At 54.2% G+C, this 23067-nt stretch carries 16 protein-coding genes and 1 pseudogene; 11 read left to right on the top strand and 6 right to left on the bottom strand.

Annotated features, from left to right (window positions below):
- Position 1: 1 nt before the first annotated feature.
- Together RKA07_RS01080 and RKA07_RS01085 are read right to left on the bottom strand one after the other, a co-directional pair.
- On the bottom strand, positions 2 to 1048 hold the full coding sequence (locus tag RKA07_RS01080) for an AraC family transcriptional regulator (RefSeq protein WP_310965324.1): 1047 nt from the start codon (positions 1046 to 1048) through the stop codon (positions 2 to 4).
- Between the two features lie 152 nt (positions 1049 to 1200).
- Positions 1201 to 4098, bottom strand: coding sequence for a ricin-type beta-trefoil lectin domain protein (locus RKA07_RS01085; RefSeq protein ID WP_310965325.1), 2898 nt, complete (start codon positions 4096 to 4098; stop codon positions 1201 to 1203).
- A 261-nt stretch (positions 4099 to 4359) separates the two neighbouring features.
- Here RKA07_RS01085 and RKA07_RS01090 point away from each other — a divergent pair, with 261 nt between their 5' ends.
- The gene (locus tag RKA07_RS01090; protein WP_200370399.1) at positions 4360 to 5529 is read left to right on the top strand and encodes an acyl-CoA dehydrogenase; all 1170 of its coding nucleotides are present in this window, start codon (positions 4360 to 4362) and stop codon (positions 5527 to 5529) included.
- A 12-nt stretch (positions 5530 to 5541) separates the two neighbouring features.
- Here RKA07_RS01090 and RKA07_RS01095 read toward each other — a convergent pair whose 3' ends face one another.
- The 3 genes from RKA07_RS01095 to RKA07_RS01105 form a co-directional block, all read right to left on the bottom strand.
- The gene (locus tag RKA07_RS01095) at positions 5542 to 6510 is read right to left on the bottom strand and encodes an arsenic resistance protein (protein ID WP_310965326.1); all 969 of its coding nucleotides are present in this window, start codon (positions 6508 to 6510) and stop codon (positions 5542 to 5544) included.
- A gap of 24 nt (positions 6511 to 6534) precedes the next feature.
- A complete protein-coding gene (locus tag RKA07_RS01100; RefSeq protein ID WP_310965327.1) occupies positions 6535 to 6924 on the bottom strand; it encodes a DUF6858 family protein in 390 nt (129 codons plus the stop codon).
- A gap of 147 nt (positions 6925 to 7071) precedes the next feature.
- Positions 7072 to 8076, bottom strand: a complete 1005-nt coding sequence (locus tag RKA07_RS01105) for an NAD(P)/FAD-dependent oxidoreductase (protein WP_310965328.1) — start codon at positions 8074 to 8076, stop codon at positions 7072 to 7074.
- A gap of 14 nt (positions 8077 to 8090) precedes the next feature.
- Here RKA07_RS01105 and RKA07_RS01110 point away from each other — a divergent pair.
- Positions 8091 to 8606: pseudogene (locus tag RKA07_RS01110) on the top strand (EAL domain-containing protein); the annotation flags it as partial.
- A 16-nt stretch (positions 8607 to 8622) separates the two neighbouring features.
- On the opposite strand, the gene RKA07_RS01115 reads toward RKA07_RS01110, so the two are convergent.
- Positions 8623 to 10953, bottom strand: a complete 2331-nt coding sequence (locus RKA07_RS01115) for a DUF6351 family protein (RefSeq protein ID WP_310965329.1) — start codon at positions 10951 to 10953, stop codon at positions 8623 to 8625.
- Between the two features lie 386 nt (positions 10954 to 11339).
- On the opposite strand from RKA07_RS01115, the gene RKA07_RS01120 reads away from it, so the two are divergent.
- The 9 genes from RKA07_RS01120 to RKA07_RS01160 all read left to right on the top strand — a co-directional run bounded on the left by RKA07_RS01120 (position 11340) and on the right by RKA07_RS01160 (position 22924).
- Positions 11340 to 12956: a cbb3-type cytochrome c oxidase subunit I gene (locus RKA07_RS01120; protein WP_310965330.1), complete on the top strand. Its 1617-nt coding sequence runs from the start codon at positions 11340 to 11342 to the stop codon at positions 12954 to 12956.
- Positions 12953 to 13582, top strand: a complete 630-nt coding sequence (locus RKA07_RS01125; protein ID WP_310965332.1) for a cbb3-type cytochrome c oxidase subunit II — start codon at positions 12953 to 12955, stop codon at positions 13580 to 13582. Before RKA07_RS01120 ends, RKA07_RS01125 begins: the two co-directional genes overlap by 4 nt.
- Positions 13579 to 14235, top strand: a complete 657-nt coding sequence (locus RKA07_RS01130; RefSeq protein ID WP_310965333.1) for a cytochrome c — start codon at positions 13579 to 13581, stop codon at positions 14233 to 14235. Before RKA07_RS01125 ends, RKA07_RS01130 begins: the two co-directional genes overlap by 4 nt.
- A gap of 1 nt (position 14236) precedes the next feature.
- On the top strand, positions 14237 to 16480 hold the full coding sequence (locus tag RKA07_RS01135) for a heavy metal translocating P-type ATPase (RefSeq protein WP_310965334.1): 2244 nt from the start codon (positions 14237 to 14239) through the stop codon (positions 16478 to 16480).
- A 241-nt stretch (positions 16481 to 16721) separates the two neighbouring features.
- A complete protein-coding gene (locus RKA07_RS01140; protein ID WP_200370428.1) occupies positions 16722 to 17048 on the top strand; it encodes a GreA/GreB family elongation factor in 327 nt (108 codons plus the stop codon).
- Between the two features lie 161 nt (positions 17049 to 17209).
- Positions 17210 to 18235 (top strand): AraC family transcriptional regulator, encoded by a 1026-nt coding sequence (locus RKA07_RS01145; protein ID WP_310965335.1) that lies wholly within the window; start codon positions 17210 to 17212, stop codon positions 18233 to 18235.
- A 246-nt stretch (positions 18236 to 18481) separates the two neighbouring features.
- Positions 18482 to 19975 (top strand): parallel beta-helix domain-containing protein, encoded by a 1494-nt coding sequence (locus RKA07_RS01150; protein WP_310965336.1) that lies wholly within the window; start codon positions 18482 to 18484, stop codon positions 19973 to 19975.
- Between the two features lie 93 nt (positions 19976 to 20068).
- Positions 20069 to 21274, top strand: coding sequence for an SO2930 family diheme c-type cytochrome (locus RKA07_RS01155; RefSeq protein ID WP_200201364.1), 1206 nt, complete (start codon positions 20069 to 20071; stop codon positions 21272 to 21274).
- A 138-nt stretch (positions 21275 to 21412) separates the two neighbouring features.
- On the top strand, positions 21413 to 22924 hold the full coding sequence (locus RKA07_RS01160; RefSeq protein ID WP_200201365.1) for an EAL domain-containing protein: 1512 nt from the start codon (positions 21413 to 21415) through the stop codon (positions 22922 to 22924).
- Positions 22925 to 23067 lie beyond the last annotated feature (143 nt).

Genomic DNA, 23067 nt, shown 5'->3' on the forward strand with positions numbered 1-23067 from the left:
TTTAAACTATAGATTCCATGCTTCGGTCTTGCCGGTAAGCAGTTGGCGTAGTTTCCATAATGTCCCGGAAGGCGCGATTGAAGGAACTCAGGGTTCGGTACCCCACATCCAGAGATATGTTGAGCACAGGCTCGTCTGGCGTATCGACCAGGCGGCTAGACGCCTCCGCGATGCGAAGATGGTTGATGTAATCACTGAAGTTGCGATACCCGAGTTTCTGATTAATCAGGCGGCGTACTCTGTACTCGGGAATACCCAAGGCATTTGCCAACTGTTTCAACGTCAGCTTTTCGTTCTTGTAGAACCCTCCTTTCATGAGTTCTTCCAGCTTGAGCGCATCATCACAGTCCACTTGCCGCGGGGCATCAACTGAACCTGAAGCGCAAGCTAGCGGCTCCGGTTGTTGCTCGCTTTCAGCTACCTGCTCGTTGGGTGTCAATTCCAGCAACACATCGCGGGAGGAGATAATACAGAACAGGATTGCCAGCGATGCCAGGCCAACAATCATGCCCCTGGTCGCTTCAGGGTATATACCAAAATTCAGGCTGATGGTTGCGGTACCCACTGCACTCCCCAGAATCAGCAGCAGCGCCAAACGGAGTTTTCTGCGCGCTTCAACCAGATCGTTGCGCCAATGGCGAACCACATAGATAACACCATGCAGCACAACCACATACTCAAACCACTGCCCCAATTTCAGCCCAAAAAAAGCACCCAAATCAGACCAATGCCCAGCCTCTATGAAGGGTGTGGATAACGCTGGAGCAGCAAAGCTGTAAAGAGCCATTGCGCCCCACACGCTCATTAATCGTGGGCGCGACGCAAAGACAAGCTGACAAAGCACCCAGAACAACGCGGGCAGTGCAGTTTGAAGATCAGAGGTTAGCCAGCGCCAGTGCGCCGGAGCGAGCGGGTCCATAAGGTATGCAACTGATGCGAGGATGATCAGAAGAAAGACCTTTCCTACCCGCAAGTGTCGGAAGTCTCGCCAGGAAATCAGGAACAGAGCAGCCAGAGAACCAAAACCGAACCCAGTGAGCGCGAGCAAAGCGAACCCCTCGATTGTTGATGTTATTATTTTTTATCAAGTATAGGAGGAATTCAGGGGATTATGCGTCGACTGGTTTGCAGCCTTGAAAACGGTGACAGCGGAGGGGATAGCCGCCCGCTCGTCAATGATGACGAACAGGCGGCTATCAACTATTGAGGCAATGTCGCAATCCACTGCTGATTGCTACCACCATGGTGCTGCCACATCACCAAAGCCTGGCCTGCTGCATCCATAGCGTATTGGCTGTTTTGTTTCAGCCGGAAGGATTTATCGGCATGCTGCTCGAACTGCTGAGCCGCACTGGCACTGCAAGCGGCGAGCACCAGCGGTGTGTTGTTGGTGGTCCGGGCCGAGCTGGACACACACAAGCCGGGATCAAGCCCGGAGCGCAACACGCCCAACGTGGGCTGCCATTGCCACAACTGAGCGTCGGCTCCTGAGCAGGCCGCAAGGTTCAGTTGAGCACCGACACCGCTCGCAGAGAGGCACAAGCCAGACTTGGCGCTGCGATACTCTGCCCAGCGAGCGCTTGCAGAATCCATGCGCAACTCCCATTGCTGGTTCGCGTTACCGTGGGACTGCCAGAATCCTACCCAACCGCTGCCATAGGCATCCAGAGAGTGGTTATTGCTGCCCGCATTGGTTATCCGCTGCCCCGAGTACTGCCAGCTTTGCTGTGAACTGCCGTTACACGCCTGCAGGTTGGGATAGCCGTTGTTCCAGGGCGTACCATTGTTATCCAGACAAAATGCATCGTCGCCTTCCTGGTTGGAGATCGTTCCCTGTGCGAGATCGAACAACCACCGCTGATCCCGGGCCAGAGGCTGGCAGGCGTAATGATCTACCCAGGCCCCACTGGTTACGCCATCGTCGTTCCCCGGAATATCCATGCAGGTGTTGGTACCACGGTTATAGATAGTGACGTAGTTTGCTAACGGATTCACAAACTGGCGATTCGTGTTGCCACGAGCCCGTTCCCACATCTGCAGATAAGCTTCTGCGGAGTTCATAACAGACTCATATACGCGGCTAGGCGCGCGCTCACGAATATCCTGAATGTGATCAGCAACCAGGCCGTAATGTGCCATGCCATCAGAGTTGAGATCGAAACTGCGATTGCCGGTAATCTGCTTGTCTACCGTAAACCCGAACTCCGTAGTGAATGGATACACAAGTGGTGATACCGCAACACTTGCGCGGGGGCCAGGCTGGTTGCCAATTCCGCTCATGTCGGTAGAGAAGGTTACACCCGGCAGATAATCCGTGGCCTCAACCTTGTCCAGAAACCCGGAAATCGCGCCGCCAATCGTGTCCGCATCGCTGTTATAGGGCGCCAGAATGCCGCCAAGTTCAGCAATCCGAACCGCATTCGGATGCACAGTCCCGTTCGTACCGGCATGCATGTGGCTGTGGCCGGAAATCAGCCCGGAGTACTGTCGCGCCTCGGCAATATCGAGCACGGCTTCGTGGCTATGCTGGGACATATGATCCACCTCGATGACCATGCCCATATCCATCAGGCGGTTCACCAGATAGATGCCAAGGTCGGTCAGCCCACGATTGTTACACTGCCCCGTGGTTTCATCATAGTTGGTAGAGCCACTCACCCCCAGCAAGCCCTCAAGCCCGAACAGCCCCAAGTCGTTGATCATCATCTGACCTTCTGTTTCCTCAGCGCAGGCACTGGTGGAGAAATACCGGCCGGTCGACAGGTTGTTGCCCACATTGATTAACCCGCCTTCAATTCTGGCGCCACCAAACTGGTTATCAAACCGGTGAATGGGGTAGATCACACGAACACCCAGGTCGTGATACTTTTGCAATTGGGCATCCACATAAGCTTGGGAGCAGGTTTGGTCTTTTAAACCACAATTAAAGAGTTCAGATGCCTCGATGCCCAAAACAATTGCCATTTTGCCATCGGCGATAACCTGTCTGGCTTGTTCGGGGGAGCTTACCAACCGGAAGAATCCCTTGCCCGGGCCGCCAGCCTGAGCGTCCACATAGGCCTGCATTTCATGCAAGCGGAGAATCTGCAGATCAATACTCTCCATGGTATTGCAGCTGTTAGTGCCACCCCAGCTTTGAGGCAGCAGGGTGGATTGAATGTTACACAGAACTTCATTTTCCACGAGATGGGTCACCATCATGCGCTGCCCGCCCAGGAAGGCCCGCTCAATCCAGCGATAGTAGTACCCGGTGTGAGACAAACTCTGGTGGTTAGGCCAGAAAGGAAAGTCCGGCCAGCCAGCGGTGTTGTAGCGGAAGTTGATGTCGTTGAAACCCATCAAGTTGCCAATCACATCCAGCGAGCCATTGGGGCCATGCACATCGGAACTGTCGGCAAGTGCTTTGGTAACACCAAAGGGATGAAACGGAGCGCCGCCCATCATGGTTCCACCCATGAATTCGTAGGAGGTGATGTGAGTGTGTGCATCAATAGAGCCGCGAACCGGCGCGTTTGCATTTCCTTTAAGCTGATCCCGGTCGCCCGCAATATTCAACTCGGCCTCGGGGAAATCTGCACAATTTTCCGCTGGTACAAGGCGAAACCAGTCTTCGCTATTCCTGTTCCAGGGGTTCAGCAAATCAATAAAATAGATACCCCGACTATTCCAGTTATGCCTGAGTGAGCGGTTCAGATACAAACTGGTCAACTTGAATTGGTGCTCTCCGCCCTCCACACGCTGATCGATACGCCAGTTTGCGTGCTGGGCAGGATCGGTGCCCGCCGTAATTTCAGCCGGAAGCCGTGTATCGAGAAAGCGTCCGGCCTGATCGCGCATCAGGAAGGTACCAAACCCGCTGGGCTTGAAGTAAAAACTGGCTGCTTGCCCGGCATTCTCTGCCCTGAAGTCGAAGCTCCAGCCATTATTAATGGTGCCATTGGTCTTATAGCGGCGCATAAACCGGTCATTGTGTAATGATTGAACTGCATAACAACCCTGCGCAAGCCCAAACACTGCATCTGAATTTTCCTCAGATGCATGGGCTGTTGAACCAAGTAAGGTGGCGGCTCCGAAGAGCGCCAAGATGAATCGGGCCATGATCCTGTCCTTTTATTGTGTGTTATATCGGATTGACTGGGTGGATCCGTCACAAACAATAGGAGCAGGACCTGGCTGGCGCCACAGCAAGAGGTTTGCATAACATGAAAGAGCTGTGCAGTTTCTTGAATGCGTGTCAGTACGGGCCAGGTGGCAGGTTATGACATTCACCACCAACACTTGCGTCAAAATCGAAGGAACTTGGTTCTAACCCGCCTGACACGGGTACAATTTACCTACTATTCGCTGAGGAGAATCGATATGGCTTCCGCTCCATGGAATGACCTGCTGCTGCTGGATAAACAACTGGATGAAACCGAGCGTCAGGTTCGGGACAGCATTCGCAGCTTTTGCGACCAACGCCTTATGCCCGGCATTCTTGAAGCAAACCGCCATGAAAAGTTCGACCGCAGCATTTTCAATCAGATGGGCGAACTGGGCATGCTTGGCGCTACCCTGCCCGAGGAATACGGCGGCCCTGGCCTGAACCACGTTAGCTACGGCCTGATCGCCCGCGAGGTAGAGCGTGTTGATTCTGCCTACCGCTCGGCACTGAGCGTTCAGTCCTCACTGGTAATCCACCCGATTCATGCGTTCGGGCAAGAAGCGCTCAAGCAACGCCTTCTGCCCAAACTGGCCTCAGGCGAACTGGTTGGCTGCTTCGGCCTGACCGAGCCAAACCACGGATCTGACCCGGGCAGCATGGAAACCCGCGCCAAGAAAACAGACGGTGGCTACCTGCTGAGCGGTTCCAAAACCTGGATCACAAACTCACCTATCGCTGATGTTTTCGTAGTCTGGGCCAAGCTGGACGGCAAGGTGAGCGGGTTTGTTATCGAGCGCGACGGCGCCAAAGGCCTCGACACCCCGAAGATCGAAGGCAAGTTTTCACTGCGCGCATCCGACACTGGCTCTATCTTTATGGACGAGGTGTTTGTTCCGGAGGAAAACAAGCTGGAGGTAGAAGGCTTGAAAGGTCCGTTCAGTTGCCTGAACAAAGCCCGCTTTGGTATCAGCTGGGGTTCTTTAGGCGCTGCCGAGTTCTGCTGGCATGCAGCCCGTAGTTACACCCTTGAGCGAACGCAGTTCGGCCGACCACTGGCCGCCAACCAGTTGATCCAGAAAAAGCTGGTGGACATGCAAACCGAAATCACTCTGGGCCTGCAGGGGGCATTGCAACTGGGCCGAATGATGGATGCCGGTGATGCCACGCCCGATGCAATTTCTCTGCTAAAACGCAACAACTGCGGCAAGGCCCTGGACATTGCACGGGTTGCCCGCGACATGCATGGTGGGAACGGTATATCAGACGAATACCACGTGATCCGCCATGTTATGAACCTGGAGGCGGTGAACACCTATGAAGGCACCCACGATGTTCACGCCCTGATTCTGGGCCGCGGCCAGACAGGCATAGCAGCGTTTAGCTAGCAGCACACTCTGCTAGCCCTTCGCCACACCAAACAGGCGGTCCGTGAATTTTACGTACCAAGCGGCCGCCTGCACCTGAACAATGTATGCCAGTGCAATCAATAAGGCGGCATCCGCGCCCTCCTCGCCAAATACACCCATGGCGATCGCCAGCGCTATGGACAGGTTCCGCATGACCGTGCCGTACACCAGCGCAATGGCATCACCCCGCGGGAACAGCGCCTTGCCAACAAGCGTACTGATAACAAAATTCAGTGCGTATATAAGTAACAGAGGTATCAGGTACGCCAGCAGCGACCCGGGGTTGTTCAGAATATCCTGCGATTTGAGCGCCATGGAAACAAACACCACACCCAGAACACCAAGAGTAGAGAAGGGTGGAAACTTGGGTTTGATGTTCTCCTGAAACTCTTCCTGGCCGTGCTTTGATATGAGCGCCCGCTGGGTGAAATAACCCAATGCCAATGGCAAAAATACAATCAGCGCGATCTGCATGAACACCTGTGAAACCGGAATCTCAATCACCGCGCCCAGGAGGCCTTTGAGATAAAGCGGCGCAAGCAGGGAACCGGCAATCAGGCCCACTACCGTCATCCGCACCGCAGCAGGCACGTTGCCTTTGGCGAAGCCTGTCCAGGATATGGTCATGCCGGAGGTTGGAAGCAAGGACGTTAATAGGAGCGCCAGCCTGGCGAAAGGCTCATCCGGGAAGAAGAGCAAACCTGCGCCATAACCTATAGCAGGAACCAGAATAAAGTTGAGCAGCTGAGTTAGCCACATTAGCTTGCCGCCCCCGGGCTGCAACAACTGGCGCAGATTCATGGTGACCATCATGGGGTAAACCATCAGGAAGGTGAGTGGGAGTATCGCCCACCGCAACGGGCTTGGCTCCACAATCTGCCCGGTAAGAAAGCCGGCAATCATGGCGAGCGGAATACTCCAAACCAGATGCTTCTGCATCCAGAATAGTAATGGCCACATAGGTCTTCCTCCCCCGAACACAGGTTAACTGTTACGAAGCGCCAGTGCCCAGGCACGCATGGCTTCGTTGGCTGGTGCCTGCGGGGCATCCATAAAGCTCACCACAAAATGATCCCCCATATCGGCAATGCCAATGGAGCGGGGTCTTACCGCCAACACAAAGGGGTTCGGAAGTGCACGGCCAAAGCAGAACACCACGTTTATTGCGGCTTGAATATCAGGCGCGACGTCACCTTCGATCTCACGGCTGTGGGCCAGGTGATCAAACATGGTGATATAGGAGACTCTGGGAGCCTCTTCTATGCAGCGTTTAAAGTAATCCGCAATCTGCTCGGCAGATTCATATTGAGTTTCAGACTTTTTGATAGTCAAAACGGTGATGGGGTACTTTTCCTGAAAGTTCAGTTGCTTCATGCCGGCCTCTATAGTTTGTCAGCGAAATGCGGATGTAAACCGCATTGCTGAGCGACCCTGGCTTGATCTACGCTCAAGGTCTCCCAGCCTTTTCAACAAGGCTAGGCCAGAAACACACAAAGCACAGTGACAAAGTCACCAAGCAAGCTACGCAGTTTGTGAGCACCCCCCGGCACTAGCCAGTGCCGGACTATCCGCCAGCAGCAATTCCCTGACCGGCACAGACTCATCCGCAAACCGGTCCGGCTGAACAACCAGGTTTTGCGCGATGATTCGTTTACTCAACATAAACTCCTGTGGGCGATTTACACAATCTGCAGCAATCAACCTCCCTTCTTTAAAATAGAAAGCCGCAAAACTTCGACCAGTGAACCTGTCGCCGCGAATAATCAGCTGGTCATACCCCTGGCTCATGCCGGCAATCTGTAATTTAAGATTGTATTGGTCTGACCAGAACCAGGGCAGAAACTCTGAGGCCCTGCTTTTGCCACAAACAGACGCAGCAGCAATTTTGGCCTGCTCCGTAGCATTGGGAACAGATTCCAGGCGGATTCGGCAACCGTAGAGCTTGTTGAACTGATTGGCACAATCCCCAGCGGCAACAATGTTCTGATCGCTGGTGCGGCAACCTTCGTCCACCACTATGCCGTTGTTCACGTTAAGCCCCGCCATCTCTGCAAGCTCCGTATTCGGCAATACACCAACACCTACTACAACCAAATCAGCGGGAAACTCGGCGCCGTCTGCACAAACCACCTTCTGCACGCGGCCGCTGCCGGAGAATCCTGCAACAGGCACATGGGTGTGAATGCACACACCACTTTCCGTGTGCACCCGATGGTAAAACTCGGATACCTCGGGCGCGGTTACCCGCCCCAGTATTCGCGGCCCTCTCTCCAGCAGGGTGACCTGCATCCCCAGTTGTCTTAGGGATGCTGCCGTTTCCAGGCCAACGTACCCGCCGCCAATGATCACGGCGTGCTGGCCTTCAGCAACACTCGCTTTAATGGATTCAGCGTCGGCCATATCACGCAGATAATGTATTCCGCCCAGATCACTACCGGGCAGTTCTACCTTCCGGACTCGCGCGCCGGTGCAGAGCGCCAGCTTGTCATAACTCAGCTGTTCACTCTCTCCATCACCCCCAACCAAAAGTTCACAGAACTCATCCCGAGCTTCGCTGCGCCATCAACATATCGATCAAGCACTTCGCAGAAGATGATTTTGTAGCGGCTGTGGAAAACCTGTTAGCCGCGTCCGAGTTTCCCGCCAAGCTACTTACCCTGGAACTCACAGAAAGCGTTTCAGCTGACAATCTGGAAACCGTTATCGAAAAGATGCAGGCCTTGCGCAGCCTGGGGTGCACCTTCTCACTCGATGATTTTGGAACCGGCTATTCGTCGCTATCCCGTTTGCAACGCCTGCCTATATCCGAGGTCAAAATTGACCGCAGCTTCGTGCTTTTAGCTCCCAATGAGCCTATGAACGCCAACATCGTTGAAATGGTTGTAAGGATTGGCGACACCATGGGCGCTCGCGTTGTTGCGGAGGGTGTCGAAACCCAAGTTCATGCAGATTTTCTCGCAGCCTGGCATCCTCACGTATGCCTGCAGGGTTACTTCTTCGGGATTCCACAGCCTATTGAAACGTTTATAGACCCGGAAGAGTCAGTGCTCAACTGACTCTTCCGGGTTTCATTTAGCCTGCGGGGCGTCCTTGATCCGGCTGGTTGTAGTCACAAACCCCATCCGGGAAGATTTCATTCAACCTCGTAATCTCGGGTTCCGTGAATGAAACGGTTCCGTAGGTGTCGTCGTTCAATGCTGTTTCAACCGACTTTAGCGCGCACTTGAAAATACTACCCTCGATAGGGCCACCCGCCACTATCCGAGAAGTAGTGTAGGTTTCGAATTCGGCAGTACAAGCGCCATCTGGCTGGTCATCAAGAATGCCGTTCCATACACTGTCTCCCTTGGCGATAAGAGTACCGTCCGCTTTAAAGCAGCTATCTACCGCTGCCGCCGGCTTGTTGTCGGCGATACTCAGCTCGGGATTCTCACGCATATTCATCAGCCAGTCGTGCAGCACTCCCAGCGCATCCATCGTTGGGTCTGAGCTTTTATCCGGCCTCGGTCTGTTTCCATCCGAAGTGTCGGTTGGTCTGCCGTCGGTAAACCAGACTACCTGGTTACCTGAGTCTCCCATCTTGTTGATGATGCGCTGGCGCACTGAGAAGGACTGGTGACTGTTGTGCATATCCAGCACTTCCTCCAAGTAGTGCCTCCAATCTATAACCGGAATATTGAGCTGGCCGTCGAAGACCATCCCAACGTCATAGGCCGCCTGAATCGCTAACAAATCACCCTCAGTGCGAGGTGCTGGCGCCGTACCATCGGCACTCAGGTTCATGTTGCGGGAGCTCCAGGGGTCGAACTTGGTTGGATCAGCAAAGACGTCTGCTTCCGTACCAATAAACGGAAAGCCCTCCTGCACCATTTCGGAAGGATGTTTCCATCCGCCAACCTGCGCGTTCAGCTTGAGAAACTCGGTTTTGGTGATTTTGCCATTAACCAATGCTCCGAGGCCGTACTGTACGCCAACGTTGTCGTACAGAGTACGTGGGTCGCCGTTCTCATCAACGCCGTAGATATTTCGCAGGTCGTCATAATGAGACCATTCCACAGTACCCATCACGCCGGCTGGCTCCATAAGTTCCTGATTATCCGCATACCCAAACGCAGGGTTCATCACCAAAGGCGTGAGCCCGCGCCATGCCGGGATGCACTCAGTCATTCCCGGCGCGGTACTGAACCCAAGCGTTTGCTTTGCACCCGCAAACGGGTCCGGGTAGTCGTCGGTGGCATTCAGCCCCACCAGCCAGGAACGGTTTTTGGTGATCTGCCACTTGGTATTGGCCTTATCGGTAACGTCCATGTAGTACTCCAACAGCTCACAGTCACCGATGTGAATGGTCTGGGTGACCATGTCGGGATAGGAGTACTGGGGCATACCTGCATCCAGCAATTCGGGATGATTCTGAGAATAAACGTACTGTTGGATAGCGCCACCAGATCCGCCGACGGACACGGTGTACTCAGGCACACCAAAGCGCTTGATGAAGTGCTCCTTCACCATCAATGCCGTTTCGCCACCCACCTGAAGGTTGTAGTGGGTGTCTGCTTTGGTACCGGTGGAATAAATAATGGCATAACCCTTCGCAAGGGCATCTGGGCGCAACGCTCGGCTGTTGCTAACACGGCCCTGTGAATGCCCTATGGCAACGCCGCCCTGAAAGTGGAACAGAAGCCGGCCATTCCAGTTTGCAGCCGATGTGTCATCCGGCTCATCCCCGATACTGGCAAGTGTGGCAAAACTGTAGATAAACCGATTGATAGTGCCCCGCTCCTGTCGAACCACAAAATCAACAGTGCGACCATCGGTCAGTTCAGTGGTGGCCATATCTGCAGGCCGGGAACCATCGTCAGGCAACGCAGCCCAGCTAGCGCCTGTTGTGCGATAGACAAACTCCACATAAGAATCGATCGAACAGTCCTTGCTCAAACCTATCTTGTTAGCATCGCTATCCATAACCGGGAAGCCGGCATCGCCTTGGGTATCCACCAAAGGCTGTTTTCCCAGCTCGGTTGTAACGGTACATACGAACGGATATTGCTGAGGGCCAGAGAATATTGGCCCGCTCACTGGGTGAACGGTCAAAGTGAGATCACTCAGGGGGCCGGATTCACTATGGTGCAGCTCCAGCCGGTTTTCCCCCTCCACGAGCCCGGCAACCAGAATCTCGGGGCCATTCCGACCAGTCCTTACTTCCGGGCTGACCATCGTGCCGTTGAGCCAGAATTTGAGGCTGTTCATTTCTCTGGAGACTGTTGTTGCATCACCCTCCAGACCAACCAGCACCGTATCGCCGCTGACTTGGTTTGGCGCACTGGAAAGACTGACGAGATCAAGATCTGGCGGGCTTGAGGAACTGCTACTGGAGCCACCAAAACAACCACTAAGCAGAAACACAGATATTCCTGCAATCGTTAAGGATTGCGCTATCAGGCGAGTAAGCATCGAAAATACCCTCTTGGCGTTATTATTGTCACCGAGCGTTTTATCGAAGCTGGAAGCTGGCACTACACGAAAAGCTGTGTTTTTTTCTTTTCAATCCTAGTCCACCTTTCACCGCAGGTACAGGGCGCCACCGGTAAAGCGTAAACCTTCACGCTGCCGCCCAGACTTGATTTAGAACAACGACAACTATCGTCCGATCTGGCTTGTCGCGTTACTGTATTGCGACTCTTCGTTATCTTCCAAACGAATACACATACCGCTTTGAAAGTCCGCCTTCCCAAGATTCGGAGTGGCGGCTCCCACAAAGAGGTATGTGTAATGCATCAACAGGACAGTCTATGACGCCCACCATCGCCATTCTCCTGATCATTACCTTCGTGCTCTCCACGGTAGGTTTGCTGCTTCTGATCTGGTCTATTGCCAACAATCAGTTCAGTCACGGTCAGGCAGCGGCACGCACTATTTTCTCTCCGGGGGAGGAAGGCCACAGTGAGGACCCTGCGCGCCCTTCAGACCCGACGTTTACCGGCAACACCAGTGAGCAGGCCGCGGCCATAGAGGCACGCTGGACAGCTGATCAATCCTCAAGAACAGCGGTCCTCACCTGGCTGAGTTCGTCGGTTTTCTGGCTGCTTCTGGGCTCGTTTTTCGGGCTGGCTTCTTCCATGAAAATGCACCTTCCGGACTTTTTGACGGCCAGTGAGTTCCTTACCTTCGGCCGGATTCGCCCCGTACACCTGAACGCCGTTACCTACGGCTGGGCCTCCATGGCCGGTATTGGCGTTGCGCTGTTCCTGATACCACGATTGTTTAAAACCTCTCTGGCTGGCGGAAAATACGCTGTTCTTGGCGGCTTTATCTGGAACATTGGTCTGGTTCTCGGGCTGAGCGCCATCACGCTGGGCCTATCCGATGGCGAGGAGTGGCTGGAGTTTCCCTGGCAAATCGACATTTTGTTTGTGATAGGAGGCGCTCTGTGTGCTATTCCCTTGTTGCTCACTGCTGCCAACCGCAAGGTGGAGCACCTGTATGTAACCAGCTGGTACCTGATGGCGGCGCTGGTTTGGTTTCCTTTCCTGTTCCTTATTGCCAATCTGCCTTTTGCCTTTCCCGGTGCCTCTGGCGCCACAGTTAACTGGTGGTTCGCTCACAACGTACTTGGGCTCTGGGTAACGCCCATCGGCATTGGCATTGCTTACTACATGATCCCGAAAATTCTCGGCAAGCCGATTATTTCCTATCAGCTATCGCTCATTGGCTTCTGGTCATTGGCGCTGTTTTACAGTCAGGTGGGTATCCACCACCTGATTGGCGGCCCCATTCCAACCTGGCTGGTCACACTCTCGATTGTGCACAGTGTGATGATGTCGATTCCGGTGATTACCGTAGCCATCAACCATCACGGCACCATGATGGGCAGTTTCGGGCGCCTGAAAGACTCGCCAACCCTGCGCTTTGTATGGATTGGTGCGCTCATGTACACCGTGGCTTCGCTTCAAGGCTCCATGGAAGCACTGCGCAGCATTAACGTAATTACTCACTTCACCCACTACACCGTGGCTCATGCGCACCTCGGCATGTATGCCTTCCTAAGCTTCATTCTGTTTGGTGCCGTGTATTTCATTATGCCTCGCCTCACGAACTGGGAATGGCCATGGCGCAAGCTGATCAGCCTGCATTTCTGGCTGGTGAGCATCGGCATTCTGATTTACGTGGTATCGCTGACCGTTGCGGGCTGGAAGCAGGGTGTAGCCTTGCTCGATGCAGCGATGCCGTTCATGGACATAGTGCGCATGACAGTCCCGGCCCTTCAGGCGCGCACCGTCGGTGGTGCCCTGATGACTCTGGGGCATTTGGTATTCGCGTTCCATTTCATCGCCATGTTAATGCACCGCGGTGCTGCTACTGAGCAACCGACCCTCTTCCGCCCAGCCGCCAAGGAGACCGCCCAATGAAACGTACTCTCGCAATTATGGTCGGCGCAGCGCTCATTCTGTTGCTGGCCACGCTTACCCTGGTGGTTATGCCTTATCTGCAAATGTCTGCAGAACAGGTACCGCCCGATCTCAAGCCCTACACGGAACAGCAGCAACGTGGCCGCCAGGTGTACATTGCCAATGGCTGTGTTTATTGCCACAGCCAGCAACCGAGGGACCCGAGCTTTGCACCCGGCGATAAGGCACGGGGCTGGGGCCGGCCATCGGTTCCCGGAGATTATGCCTACGACGAACCTCACCTGCTGGGCACCATGCGTACCGGCCCGGACCTGTTCAACATTGGCGCTCGCCAGCCCAGTATCGATTGGCAGTTGATGCATTTGTACAACCCGAGGGCGATCATTAAAGGCAGCATTATGCCGTCTTACCCCTTCCTGTTCCGTCATGTGAATGAACCGGCAGAAGGCGACAAAGTGGTGAACATTCCGCCACCTTACGGTCCAGAAACCGGAAAAATCGTTGCCACTGAGGACGCTTTAGCCCTGGCTGAGTACATGCTCGCCCTTGACCACACTTATCCGGCACCGACTTTGCCAAAAGCCCAGCCAAAATCCGATGAGCCCAAGGAGAACCGTGCGCCATGAACCAGCATGATCATCGCGCTCAATACCGTGAAGCGCCCGAACCGGAAGAAGGCACACGCGCCACGCCAAAAATTGTGCTGGCCTGGATCGCAATACTGATTGTATGGGGCGTGGGCTATTACACCTGGCAGATTGGTAAGCCCATGCTGGGTGGCGACAGCCGCTCAGCGGTGGCGGCTGTGCAGCAGGAACCCGGGCCTGCGGATGATGCTGGCGCCAGCGGTTCTGCATCCTCAGAAAGCCCCGACTCTGGTGGCGGCACGGCAGCCGCCAAGGCGGATGGGGCAGCGATTTACAGCGCCCAATGCAGCGCCTGCCATCAGGCAAACGGGCAAGGTGTCCCAGGCGCCTTTCCTCCGCTGGCGAGCAGCGAATGGCTGCTAGCAGACGCGGCCATCCCGGTGGCTATAGTGCACGACGGCCTGCAAGGCGAAATCCAGGTTGCTGGCAACACCTTCCAGGGCGTTATGCCCAAGTTTGGCGGCACACTCTCCGATGCCGAACTGGCCGCAGTTCTGAGTTATGCCCGCAGCGAATGGGGCAATAGCGCAGGTGAGATCGACCCGGCGACAGTAACCGAGCACAAAGAGCGCTTTGGCGATCGTGGGGACTGGTCTGCGGAGGAACTGAAGGAGGTTTTCGGGGAACCCTGAGATGGCCGCCAACAACAGAAGCACAGCGCAGGAACAACAGAATCAGGACATCCTGATGATTGAGGGGATGCGCTGTGGCAGTTGTGCGATTGCCGTTGAAGCGCTGCTGAAGAAACAACCGGGGGTCAGCGACGCTGCAGTGAACTTTGCAGCAGATGTGGCAATGATTTGCTGGGACAAGGAGAAGCCCCCGCTGGCGAACCTTCAGCAAGCTGTTGCCCGCCTGGGTTACCGCTTGCACAGCTCGGTTGATCCTGACCGCAGCAAGCTCCAGGCCGAGTCGGTGCGCAAGCACTTACAACGGCGACTGGCGGTGGCTGTAGTCTTTGGCATGTGGAGCATGATGCCGGCCCTGTTAATCTATCTGGCACCCTTTGGTGCGGTAGAGGCGGAAGTCTTATGGCCACTGGCCGTCGCCAGCGGTTTGTTCGCCGCTCCGGTCGTGCTCTATTCTGGCTCTCACTTCTATCGGGTGGGCTGGCGCACGCTGATTGCAGGCGCACCGGGCCTCGACAGCCTTATTTTTCTGGCAGTCTTCGCGGCCTGCATCATATCAACATGGCAGATCTTCGCCGGCAGCTACCACGTATATTTCGATGCTGCCGTTATGCTGATCACTTTCCAGCTGATCGCAAGATTGCTGGATACCAGCGTGCGCCGGCGCGCCTCCGAGATCATTCGCCGCTACCTTCAGCATGTGCCGGAACAGGCCACCCTCAAAAACCCTGAAGGCAAACTCGAAACCCACCCAGCCACCGACATTAAAGCCGGCGAACACATCGTGCTCAGAGCTGGAGAACAGCTGGCTCTGGATGGCCAGATTGTGCAAGGGCACGGCCAAGCCGATCTCTCCATGCTGACTGGCGAACATATGCCTCAGGCGCTCGGGCCAGGTGCAGAACTGCTTGCAGGCTGCCAGTTGGTGGAAGGTGAACTGGAACTGGTCGTAACCGCCAGCACCGGCCAGCGCCGTATCGACCAATTATCCCGCTCCATCAGCGCTTTGCTTAGCCGTAAAACCACCCTTCAACGCCTGACTGATCGCATTGCACGCATTCTGCTACCCGTTATTCTGATTGCAGCCACAGCGGCCGTGGGCCTTGCCCTTGTTCAAGGCGTTCCGATTCCAGAGGCTGCGGCTCGCGGGCTGGCCGTTATGATCATCAGCTGCCCCTGCGCTCTTAGCCTGGCCATCCCTCTGGTGATCACCATGGGGCATGCCAACATGATCAATCGCGGCATCGTATTGCAAGATCCTGCCGCCCTTGAGGCAGCGGCTGAAGTGGGTGCGATTGTCTTCGATAAAACCGGCACATTGACTACGGGCGAACCCAGCGTAAATAGCATCACGCCTGCCAGGCAATGGACGGAAAGCGGCCTGCTGCAACTGGCGCAGGATACGCTCCTGGAGTCACCACACCCGGTTGCCCGGGGCCTGATGGCGAATAGGCATTCAGTGCCTGAGCCAGCACCTGAAGGAACACGGGGGAGTTTTTCCGGGCTTGGAACACGCTGGGTAAACGGGGAGACGGTCGCTCTGGCCGGGCGCGCCAGCTGGCTGAGGGAACAGGGCATCGACGTTCCGCCCACCGAAGATACGGGAATGAGTGTTTATCTGGCCTGCAACGGGCTTTATGCCGGCAAGATCGGTTTTCAGGAGACTATCAGGCAGGAATCGGCAGCCACGATCCGCCAGCTGGTGCAGCAGGGCTACGTAATCTATTTACTCAGCGGCGACACTCGCAAGGCCTGTCTGGATCTGGCCAAACGCCTTGGTATTACTCCGGAACATGTGCTCTCAGAGTATTCCCCCGAGCAGAAACACAGCTTTATCGCAAACCTGGAACAACAGACTCCCACCGTATTTGTAGGCGACGGCCTCAATGATGGCTTGGCTTTGGCCGGCGCAAGACTGGGTATCGCCGTGGGCAATGCGGCATCCGCCACTGGCGCAGCAGCAGCTGTTTATCTCACGGAAAGCATCGCCAAGGTACCCACCACCCTGCAGTTGGCACAACGGGCACGTAAGCTGATGTATCAGAATCTGTTTTGGGCAGTGGGTTACAACGCCTTGGTAATTCCACTGGCGGTTACAGGCTGGATTCAGCCGGTAATCGCAGCCGTTGCCATGTCACTCAGCAGTCTATGCGTGCTGCTAAACAGCCTGCGCATGCAGAGCCAGATCGAATGTGACTCAGCAGTTTCTTCCTGCAAACTCAGCTCCTCCCTTCAGCCCCTTACATAGACTTTAGTACCCTTACCCTCCGCACCCTTGCCTTTAAATCCAAAGGTGCTATGGTGCCGGCAACCTCAGTGAAGGAGCTCTCCATGGTTTCTTTATTTCCCCTTTCGATTACTTTCCATTAGTCGGCGAGCCCCGCCATACGGTGCTCGCGAGCTTCCTGATACTTTTAAAAAACATAAACGTCTAAACGTTTGTGGCACCAGTAACAAAACGAATATTTTTAGTAGGCAGAGATACTGACATGATGATGAATGTAGGTTTTAACCTGGGTTCACGTGATATCGCAACGCTTAATGCAAAACTGGGAAGGCTCTACAGAAACCCCGTTATCCCCCCCGAAAATACGGCTATGATTGGCAGCACTGTAACGCTGATCAACTGCCTCGACTCATCGGAACTCACCTTCCGATTAACAGATTCCGGATCCTGCCCTGAAGCCGAAAAAGATGATGTTTGTATAGGCTCACCGTTCGGCCTCGCGCTGCTTGGCACCAAGCCAGGGAGTGTTGTTAAACTGGGGTCGGGTAACGAAGAAGGGCATGCTGTTGTTCTGAAAGTCTCAAGCTGAAGTAACCTCGCCAAAAACGCCTCCTCCCTCTTCGACGCATAGTCTCTCAGCCGTGCCACTTCGTGTCGCATTGCTGGTCGTAATTGACACCGGCACGCCTGAGTGACATGTTTGCAAGCGTTTAGCGCAAACAACAATAAACAGCGTCGAGTATTTCAAGCATGCTGATTTTGACCGGCTTTGGCCTGGCTTGCCTGGTTATCCTCCTGATCACCACAACCCGAGAGCTACAACATTCATCCGCTGCACGGGTGTTCGCGGTTTTTCTAATCGCCAGCTCCGGGTTCTTACTCCACCCACTTGCGCCACCCCACTGGCAATGGCTTACGCTGAATCTGGAAGTAATGCTTCCAGCCCTGTTCTGGTTGCTGTGTCAGACCACCTTCCGCCAGCGTTTAAAGCTATTTTCGGCATGGAGCGCTATGGCGCTCTACAGTGTAATCGCGCCCTGTACAGCAAGGCTATTTTCAGATCACCAGAGTGCGCAGGGGCTCCTGCTCTTTTTCGGTTGGGAACTTGGAGAAGTATTTGAATTTTTGATCATTGCAAACGGCCTTTGGACAGTTCTTGCAGACTGGTCCTCTGACCTGGTGGAACCGCGCCGAAAGCTTCGGGCGCTCGTTCTGGTTGTTGCAGGCACCACTGTGTTTCTTGTAGCCCTGGCCTTCAATCTGGATGCTGCCTACGCAGTTAACCGAGCACTGGTAGTCTCCATTGCGGGCGTAGCCATAGCCACCTTCCTTTTGAAGGGCAGATTCAGCGATCTCTCGTTCCGCAGCGGCCCTGCCCCCGAAGTTGAAGCTATGCCATCAATGCAGGCATCCGAAACCAGTAACCAGCCAGGTGTCCAGGATGAGCACATTGCTCGCCTTGCGAGCGTGATGGAAGAAAAATATTACCGCACAGAACATCTGACCTTGAAAATGCTGGCGAGAAAACTCGAGCTTCCGGAATATCGCACTCGTGCACTGATCAACAAGCAATTAGGCTACCGCAACTTCAACGACTACATTAACCAACTCAGAATCGCCGAAGCCGCGGAGCGCCTGATTGCCGAACCGGATACGCCCGTTCTCAATATTGCACTGGACATTGGATACAGAACCTTGAGCTCATTCAACCGTGCGTTCCGGGAAATCCAACAGTGCACACCTACTGAATTTCGCCAGAACAACGAGGCTCACTAGGGTTCCTACCTGATCACTTTCTGCAATTTCAACAATTTGCTCAGACCACAGAAACTCCCCTCTGGCCATTGTGACAGAAGGGCTTGGAGTTTTTGCACACAGGCTGCCGTATTCTGCGCAGCGGTTTTGCTCGTGATATTCGTCAATCCTGCATAGTTTGCTATCCAGCCGTGCTGTTCTTCTACTCGGTGCTGCTCGGCTCGCCATAAATAAACAACAACAATATCTCATGCATCTGGAGTTGGTATGCAGGCTACAAACAATCACATCAGCATCAACAAAAACCCCCTTTTACTCGTGGGCATTGTCCCCGCACTGCTGCTGGCAGGTTGCGGCGGCAGCGACAGCAATAATGAATCACCGCCAGCCGTTACGTTCCCGGAGGGGGCAATCATGCTTCCGGCCGATGACACCCTGACTACCGCAGCCAAGAATGCCTTTATCAACGCCAAATCCGGCGATGTCATCGTGTTCCCGCAAGGAACCTTTTCGATCAAAGGCACGCTCACGTTTGATGCAGACTCCGACGGCGATGGCATTCCAGTTGAAAATATCACGATCGTCGGTTACGGAATGGGGAAAACCATTCTGAACTTTGAGAATTCTACCGGTGGTGACGGGCTGTTTGTTCAGAATGGCAAAGACGTCACCATAAAAGATCTCGGAGTTTACGAGGCTGCAGCCAACGCCATTAAATTCAAAAATACCGACGGCATTATTCTCAAGTCAGTTGCGACTGTGTGGGAAGGTGAACTGAACGACCAGAACGGTGCCTATGGCCTATACCCGGTTGAATCCAAAAACATACTGATTGAAGACTCATACGTGCGCGGGTCGGCAGATGCGGGCATTTATGTTGGCCAGTCAGAAAACATTGTAGTGCGTCGGAATATTGCCGAGGAAAACGTGGCAGGTATTGAGATCGAGAACTCAATCAACGCCGACGTATACGACAACATCGCCCGCAAGAATACAGGTGGCATTCTGATATTCGATCTGCCCATTGGTAACGATATTTACGGCACCAACGTGCGAGTATTTGACAACGAAGTGCTAAACAACAACGAGGTAAACTTTGCGAAAGTAGGCGATTTTGAAGGTGGGGTTCACATTGTACCGCCAGGAACTGGCATCATTGTGCTGTCTACAAACGATGTTGAGATCTATAAAAACCGCATCACGGACCATAAAACCACGTCAATTGTCACTACCAGTTACTACATTGCAGACGAGAACCTCGGCTACGTAAACCCCAAATATACCACTGTCATTGATGACGGCTGGGAAGCAGTGCCCCGCAACATTTCGATCCATGATAACGAGATCCAGAATTCAAGCTATGCACCTACCGGCTATTTGATTACCGATATCATCACGGGCTTCAACGCCTTCCATCAGGCATTCCCGGCCATTTTGTATGACGGACTAGGCGAACTGGTAGCTTATGTCGGGGCGGATGCAACAACAGCAGGGGCTCCTTTCAGCCAAGGGGATTACATCTGTTCCGCAAACAACGGCAACGTAAGCCATGGCGTTGTGTTCGATCCTGAGGGTGATGGCAGCAAGCTCGTAGATGGCGCAATGCCAGACTTCCTGTTCGAAGCCAGCCAGACCAACCTGATGGCATGCGCCACTATGCCTGCGGCACTCAGCCCATCAAAAGCAACCATCAATGGCACCAGCTACGGTTGTGGCGAAGACGACGCAAGCGACCCAAGCTCCGCGTCCTGCGCACTGTAAAACCACGAGGCCCACACCTTCGTGGTGGGCCTCGCTTCCCCTTTTTTGAAAACAGGCTTTCGGATATATCCGGAAGCCTGCAGGAGTGGCTCTATGAATCTGAAAAAAACCAACCATCTGCTGACGGGATTATCACTGGCCGGAGCCTTGTTGCTAACAGCGTGTGGCGGCGGAGGTGATGGCGACACTATTGGCAATATCACATCACCCACTGAGTCTGGTGTGTGTGGAGAGGCCGGCGACGATGTCAACATTGATGCTCTTATGACCGCCAACTGCAAATATCTGAGCAGTTACCGGCTGTTTGAAGACCCAACCAATCCCACAGCCAACCCAACCGGTAACGGCACACCTTACGACCTGACAACGGCGCTTTTCACAGACTACACCAGCAAATATCGATTCGTTTTCATTCCGGATGGCAAAGCGGCCAGGTTCTCGGAAAATGAAACCATGGAGTTCCCGGTTGGCACCGTGATCACCAAAACCTTTGCACTGCCGGCCGACACAGCATTCCGCGGCATCGAAGATGAAACACTGCTGGAAACCCGGCTGCTGATTCACCGCGAAAGTGGATGGACTGCGCTGCCCTATGTTTGGAACGCTAACGCAACAATCGCCGAATTTAAAAGCGCCGGCGCATTCTTGCCTGTCTCATTGGTTCACAACGGAAAACAGCAGGATTTCACCTACGAAGTACCCGATACCAACATGTGTAAGCAGTGTCACCAGTTCGATGTCGCCGGTACCAGCAAGTTCATGCCGATCGGACCCAAAGCTCGATTACTGAATAGATCCTATGACTACGCCGAAGGCCCAGAGAACCAACTTACTCATTGGCAAACAGCAGGCTTTTTGACAGGTCTTCCCGCGGACTTGTCGACGATCGACACGATAACTGCTTATACAGACGCAGATGCCCAGCTACTGCCGACTAAATCCAGTGCCGAACTCATGGATCTGGCAAAAGGATACCTTGATATTAACTGCGCTCATTGCCATCGGCCCGAGGGAGGCGCCAGTAACACGGGGCTGAACCTTGAGTATTGGCGTTCGTATATTGACCATAAGCCCCAACATGGCTACTGCAAAACACCTGTGGCCTACCGCGGCAGTGACGGACGCAATTATGATTTGGTGCCGGGCGACGCAGAGAACTCGATTCTGCACTACCGAATGAGTACCGCGCAGCCCAGGCATCGCATGCCTGAAATAGGGCGTGCCCTCGTACATGAGGAGGGCGTAGCACTGATTGCTTCATGGATTGACAGCTTACCCGGTGGCTCTTGCGACCCTTAAACTTGCGGCCCCACAGTGCAGGGATGCCCGGGGCCACTATTTTCCCCCTCAACCACTTTCAACTATAGTGACTGAAACCCTTTAAAGAATGCCGTGAACATGCCCAATGTTGGCCACCCCCTCCGTGGGACACAGGTCTTGATCGTCGTAATCTCAGGCCTCTGCGCTTTTTGCGTATACGCGATGATCACTCTGTTTGTGGCCATTCAGGGCGCTTTGGTGTCCCAATCGGTAGAGCTAGACGCTTTGATGTCTGAAGCCGAGAAAATCGCATTGGAGAGCCGTTCCGTTATTGACCGGTTGAATGCGCAAGGCTTTGACCAATGCAACGACACCTTGCTTGCGGTCATGCGACGGGAGCTTTTTCATACCTACCGTGTAAGGGATATTGGCTTTCTGCGGGACAACACAGTGTTGTGTACCACTGGCCAGGGGATTTTGAAAACACCGATAAAACAGGACTCGTGGGATTTTATCAGCGACGACGGTTTCAGCTACTGGCCTGCCGCCCGCCTTGCGCTCTTTGACGGTGAGATTGTTGCCCCTATCGTGGGGAAAGGTCTGTTCAATGTGGTACTTGATACCCGCTGGCTGGAACAGCTTGCCATTGCAAACAGCCGCTGGGAGTTGGTGTATCGCAACAGCCTTTCCCAGACCCAGCATGCCTTCGGAGACCCGGGCGTGTTCCGAAGCTTGAGCAAACAATCCGGGCAGGACATTACGCTCACAACCATTTATTCGGAAACCTGCAGCGACATTATTCCCTACTGCGCGAGCGCAGAAATAAAACACACCGACGTTTTAAGGCGTAGCCAGTCACTTGCAGTTTTCCTGGCAGTAACAGGGCTGGTTTTAGGCTCCGGATCAGGCCTGGTGAGCTGGCTTGTTCTGAAAAGGCGGCTGAGCACAACCCAACGGATAATCCGGGGCATGAGGCATGATGCCTATTTCCCACTGTACCAGCCGATTGTAGACCTCAAGAGCGGGAGCATTATCGGGTGTGAGGTTCTGGCCCGATTTCGTGATACCTATGGTGCCCTTTACCCGGATGAATTCATTCCGGTGTTGGCCAATATCGGTAAGGGCTGGCAATTTACCCAACTGATCATGCAGAAGACTCTGGACGACCTGAACACCAGAGCCGGGCTACCGGACGGCTTCAAGGTAAACATCAACCTTTTCCCCTCTGATATCGCCCAGAGCAGAATGAAAGATGCCGACATTTCACTGGCACTTGCAGCATCGCGGTTTAATATTGCTTTCGAGATTACCGAAGACGAGCATCTTGATACGGCTACCGCCAAAGACTGTATACAGTGGATCAAGGCCAACGGCTTTGAGCTGGCAGTCGACGACTTTGGTACCGGTTATTCCAACCTCGCAAAGGTGCGGGATCTGGGCTGCAACACACTGAAAATTGACCGCAGCTTCGTATTCGATATAGATACCGGCGGTTTGGGCGCAGCGCTTGTTCCGCTAATGGTCAGTATTGCAAAAGAACTGGGCATGGAGGTTGTTGCGGAGGGTGTCGAAACAAGCATCCAGGCCACTATTGTTTCAAACATGGGCGTCAGGTTTGCGCAGGGCTGGGCATTTGGCAGGCCCATGCCGGCAAGCAGGCTGGAGGAACTCGTGCGCCAAACATCATAGCCCTGCTTGCGCACTTGATCGGATTTCCTGTTCATCTCTCTCAAAATGCTTCGTTTGATCTAATTCGCCCGAGCATCTAGATTTAACGCCAGCTATACAATCGCCGGCTTCGGGCCGGCACTCATATCCACTCAGGACACTGT

This window comes from Marinobacter xiaoshiensis (genome assembly GCF_031631795.1).
GTDB classification, from domain to species: Bacteria; Pseudomonadota; Gammaproteobacteria; order Pseudomonadales; family Oleiphilaceae; genus Marinobacter; species Marinobacter xiaoshiensis.

Bases quoted from the DNA above. Each gene is read 5' to 3' on its own strand.
- RKA07_RS01125 (WP_310965332.1), top strand. From the start codon at position 12,953: ATGAAACGTACTCTCGCAATTATGGTCGGCGCAGCGCTCATTCTGTTG.
- RKA07_RS01130 (WP_310965333.1), top strand. From the start codon at position 13,579: ATGAACCAGCATGATCATCGCGCTCAATACCGTGAAGCGCCCGAACCG.
- RKA07_RS01145 (WP_310965335.1), top strand. From the start codon at position 17,210: ATGCTGATTTTGACCGGCTTTGGCCTGGCTTGCCTGGTTATCCTCCTG.
- RKA07_RS01135 (WP_310965334.1), top strand. From the start codon at position 14,237: ATGGCCGCCAACAACAGAAGCACAGCGCAGGAACAACAGAATCAGGAC.
- RKA07_RS01155 (WP_200201364.1), top strand. From the start codon at position 20,069: ATGAATCTGAAAAAAACCAACCATCTGCTGACGGGATTATCACTGGCC.
- RKA07_RS01085 (WP_310965325.1), bottom strand. From the start codon at position 4,098: ATGGCCCGATTCATCTTGGCGCTCTTCGGAGCCGCCACCTTACTTGGT.
- RKA07_RS01120 (WP_310965330.1), top strand. From the start codon at position 11,340: ATGACGCCCACCATCGCCATTCTCCTGATCATTACCTTCGTGCTCTCC.
- RKA07_RS01100 (WP_310965327.1), bottom strand. From the start codon at position 6,924: ATGAAGCAACTGAACTTTCAGGAAAAGTACCCCATCACCGTTTTGACT.
- RKA07_RS01140 (WP_200370428.1), top strand. From the start codon at position 16,722: ATGATGATGAATGTAGGTTTTAACCTGGGTTCACGTGATATCGCAACG.
- RKA07_RS01095 (WP_310965326.1), bottom strand. From the start codon at position 6,510: ATGTGGCCATTACTATTCTGGATGCAGAAGCATCTGGTTTGGAGTATT.
- RKA07_RS01090 (WP_200370399.1), top strand. From the start codon at position 4,360: ATGGCTTCCGCTCCATGGAATGACCTGCTGCTGCTGGATAAACAACTG.
- RKA07_RS01150 (WP_310965336.1), top strand. From the start codon at position 18,482: ATGCAGGCTACAAACAATCACATCAGCATCAACAAAAACCCCCTTTTA.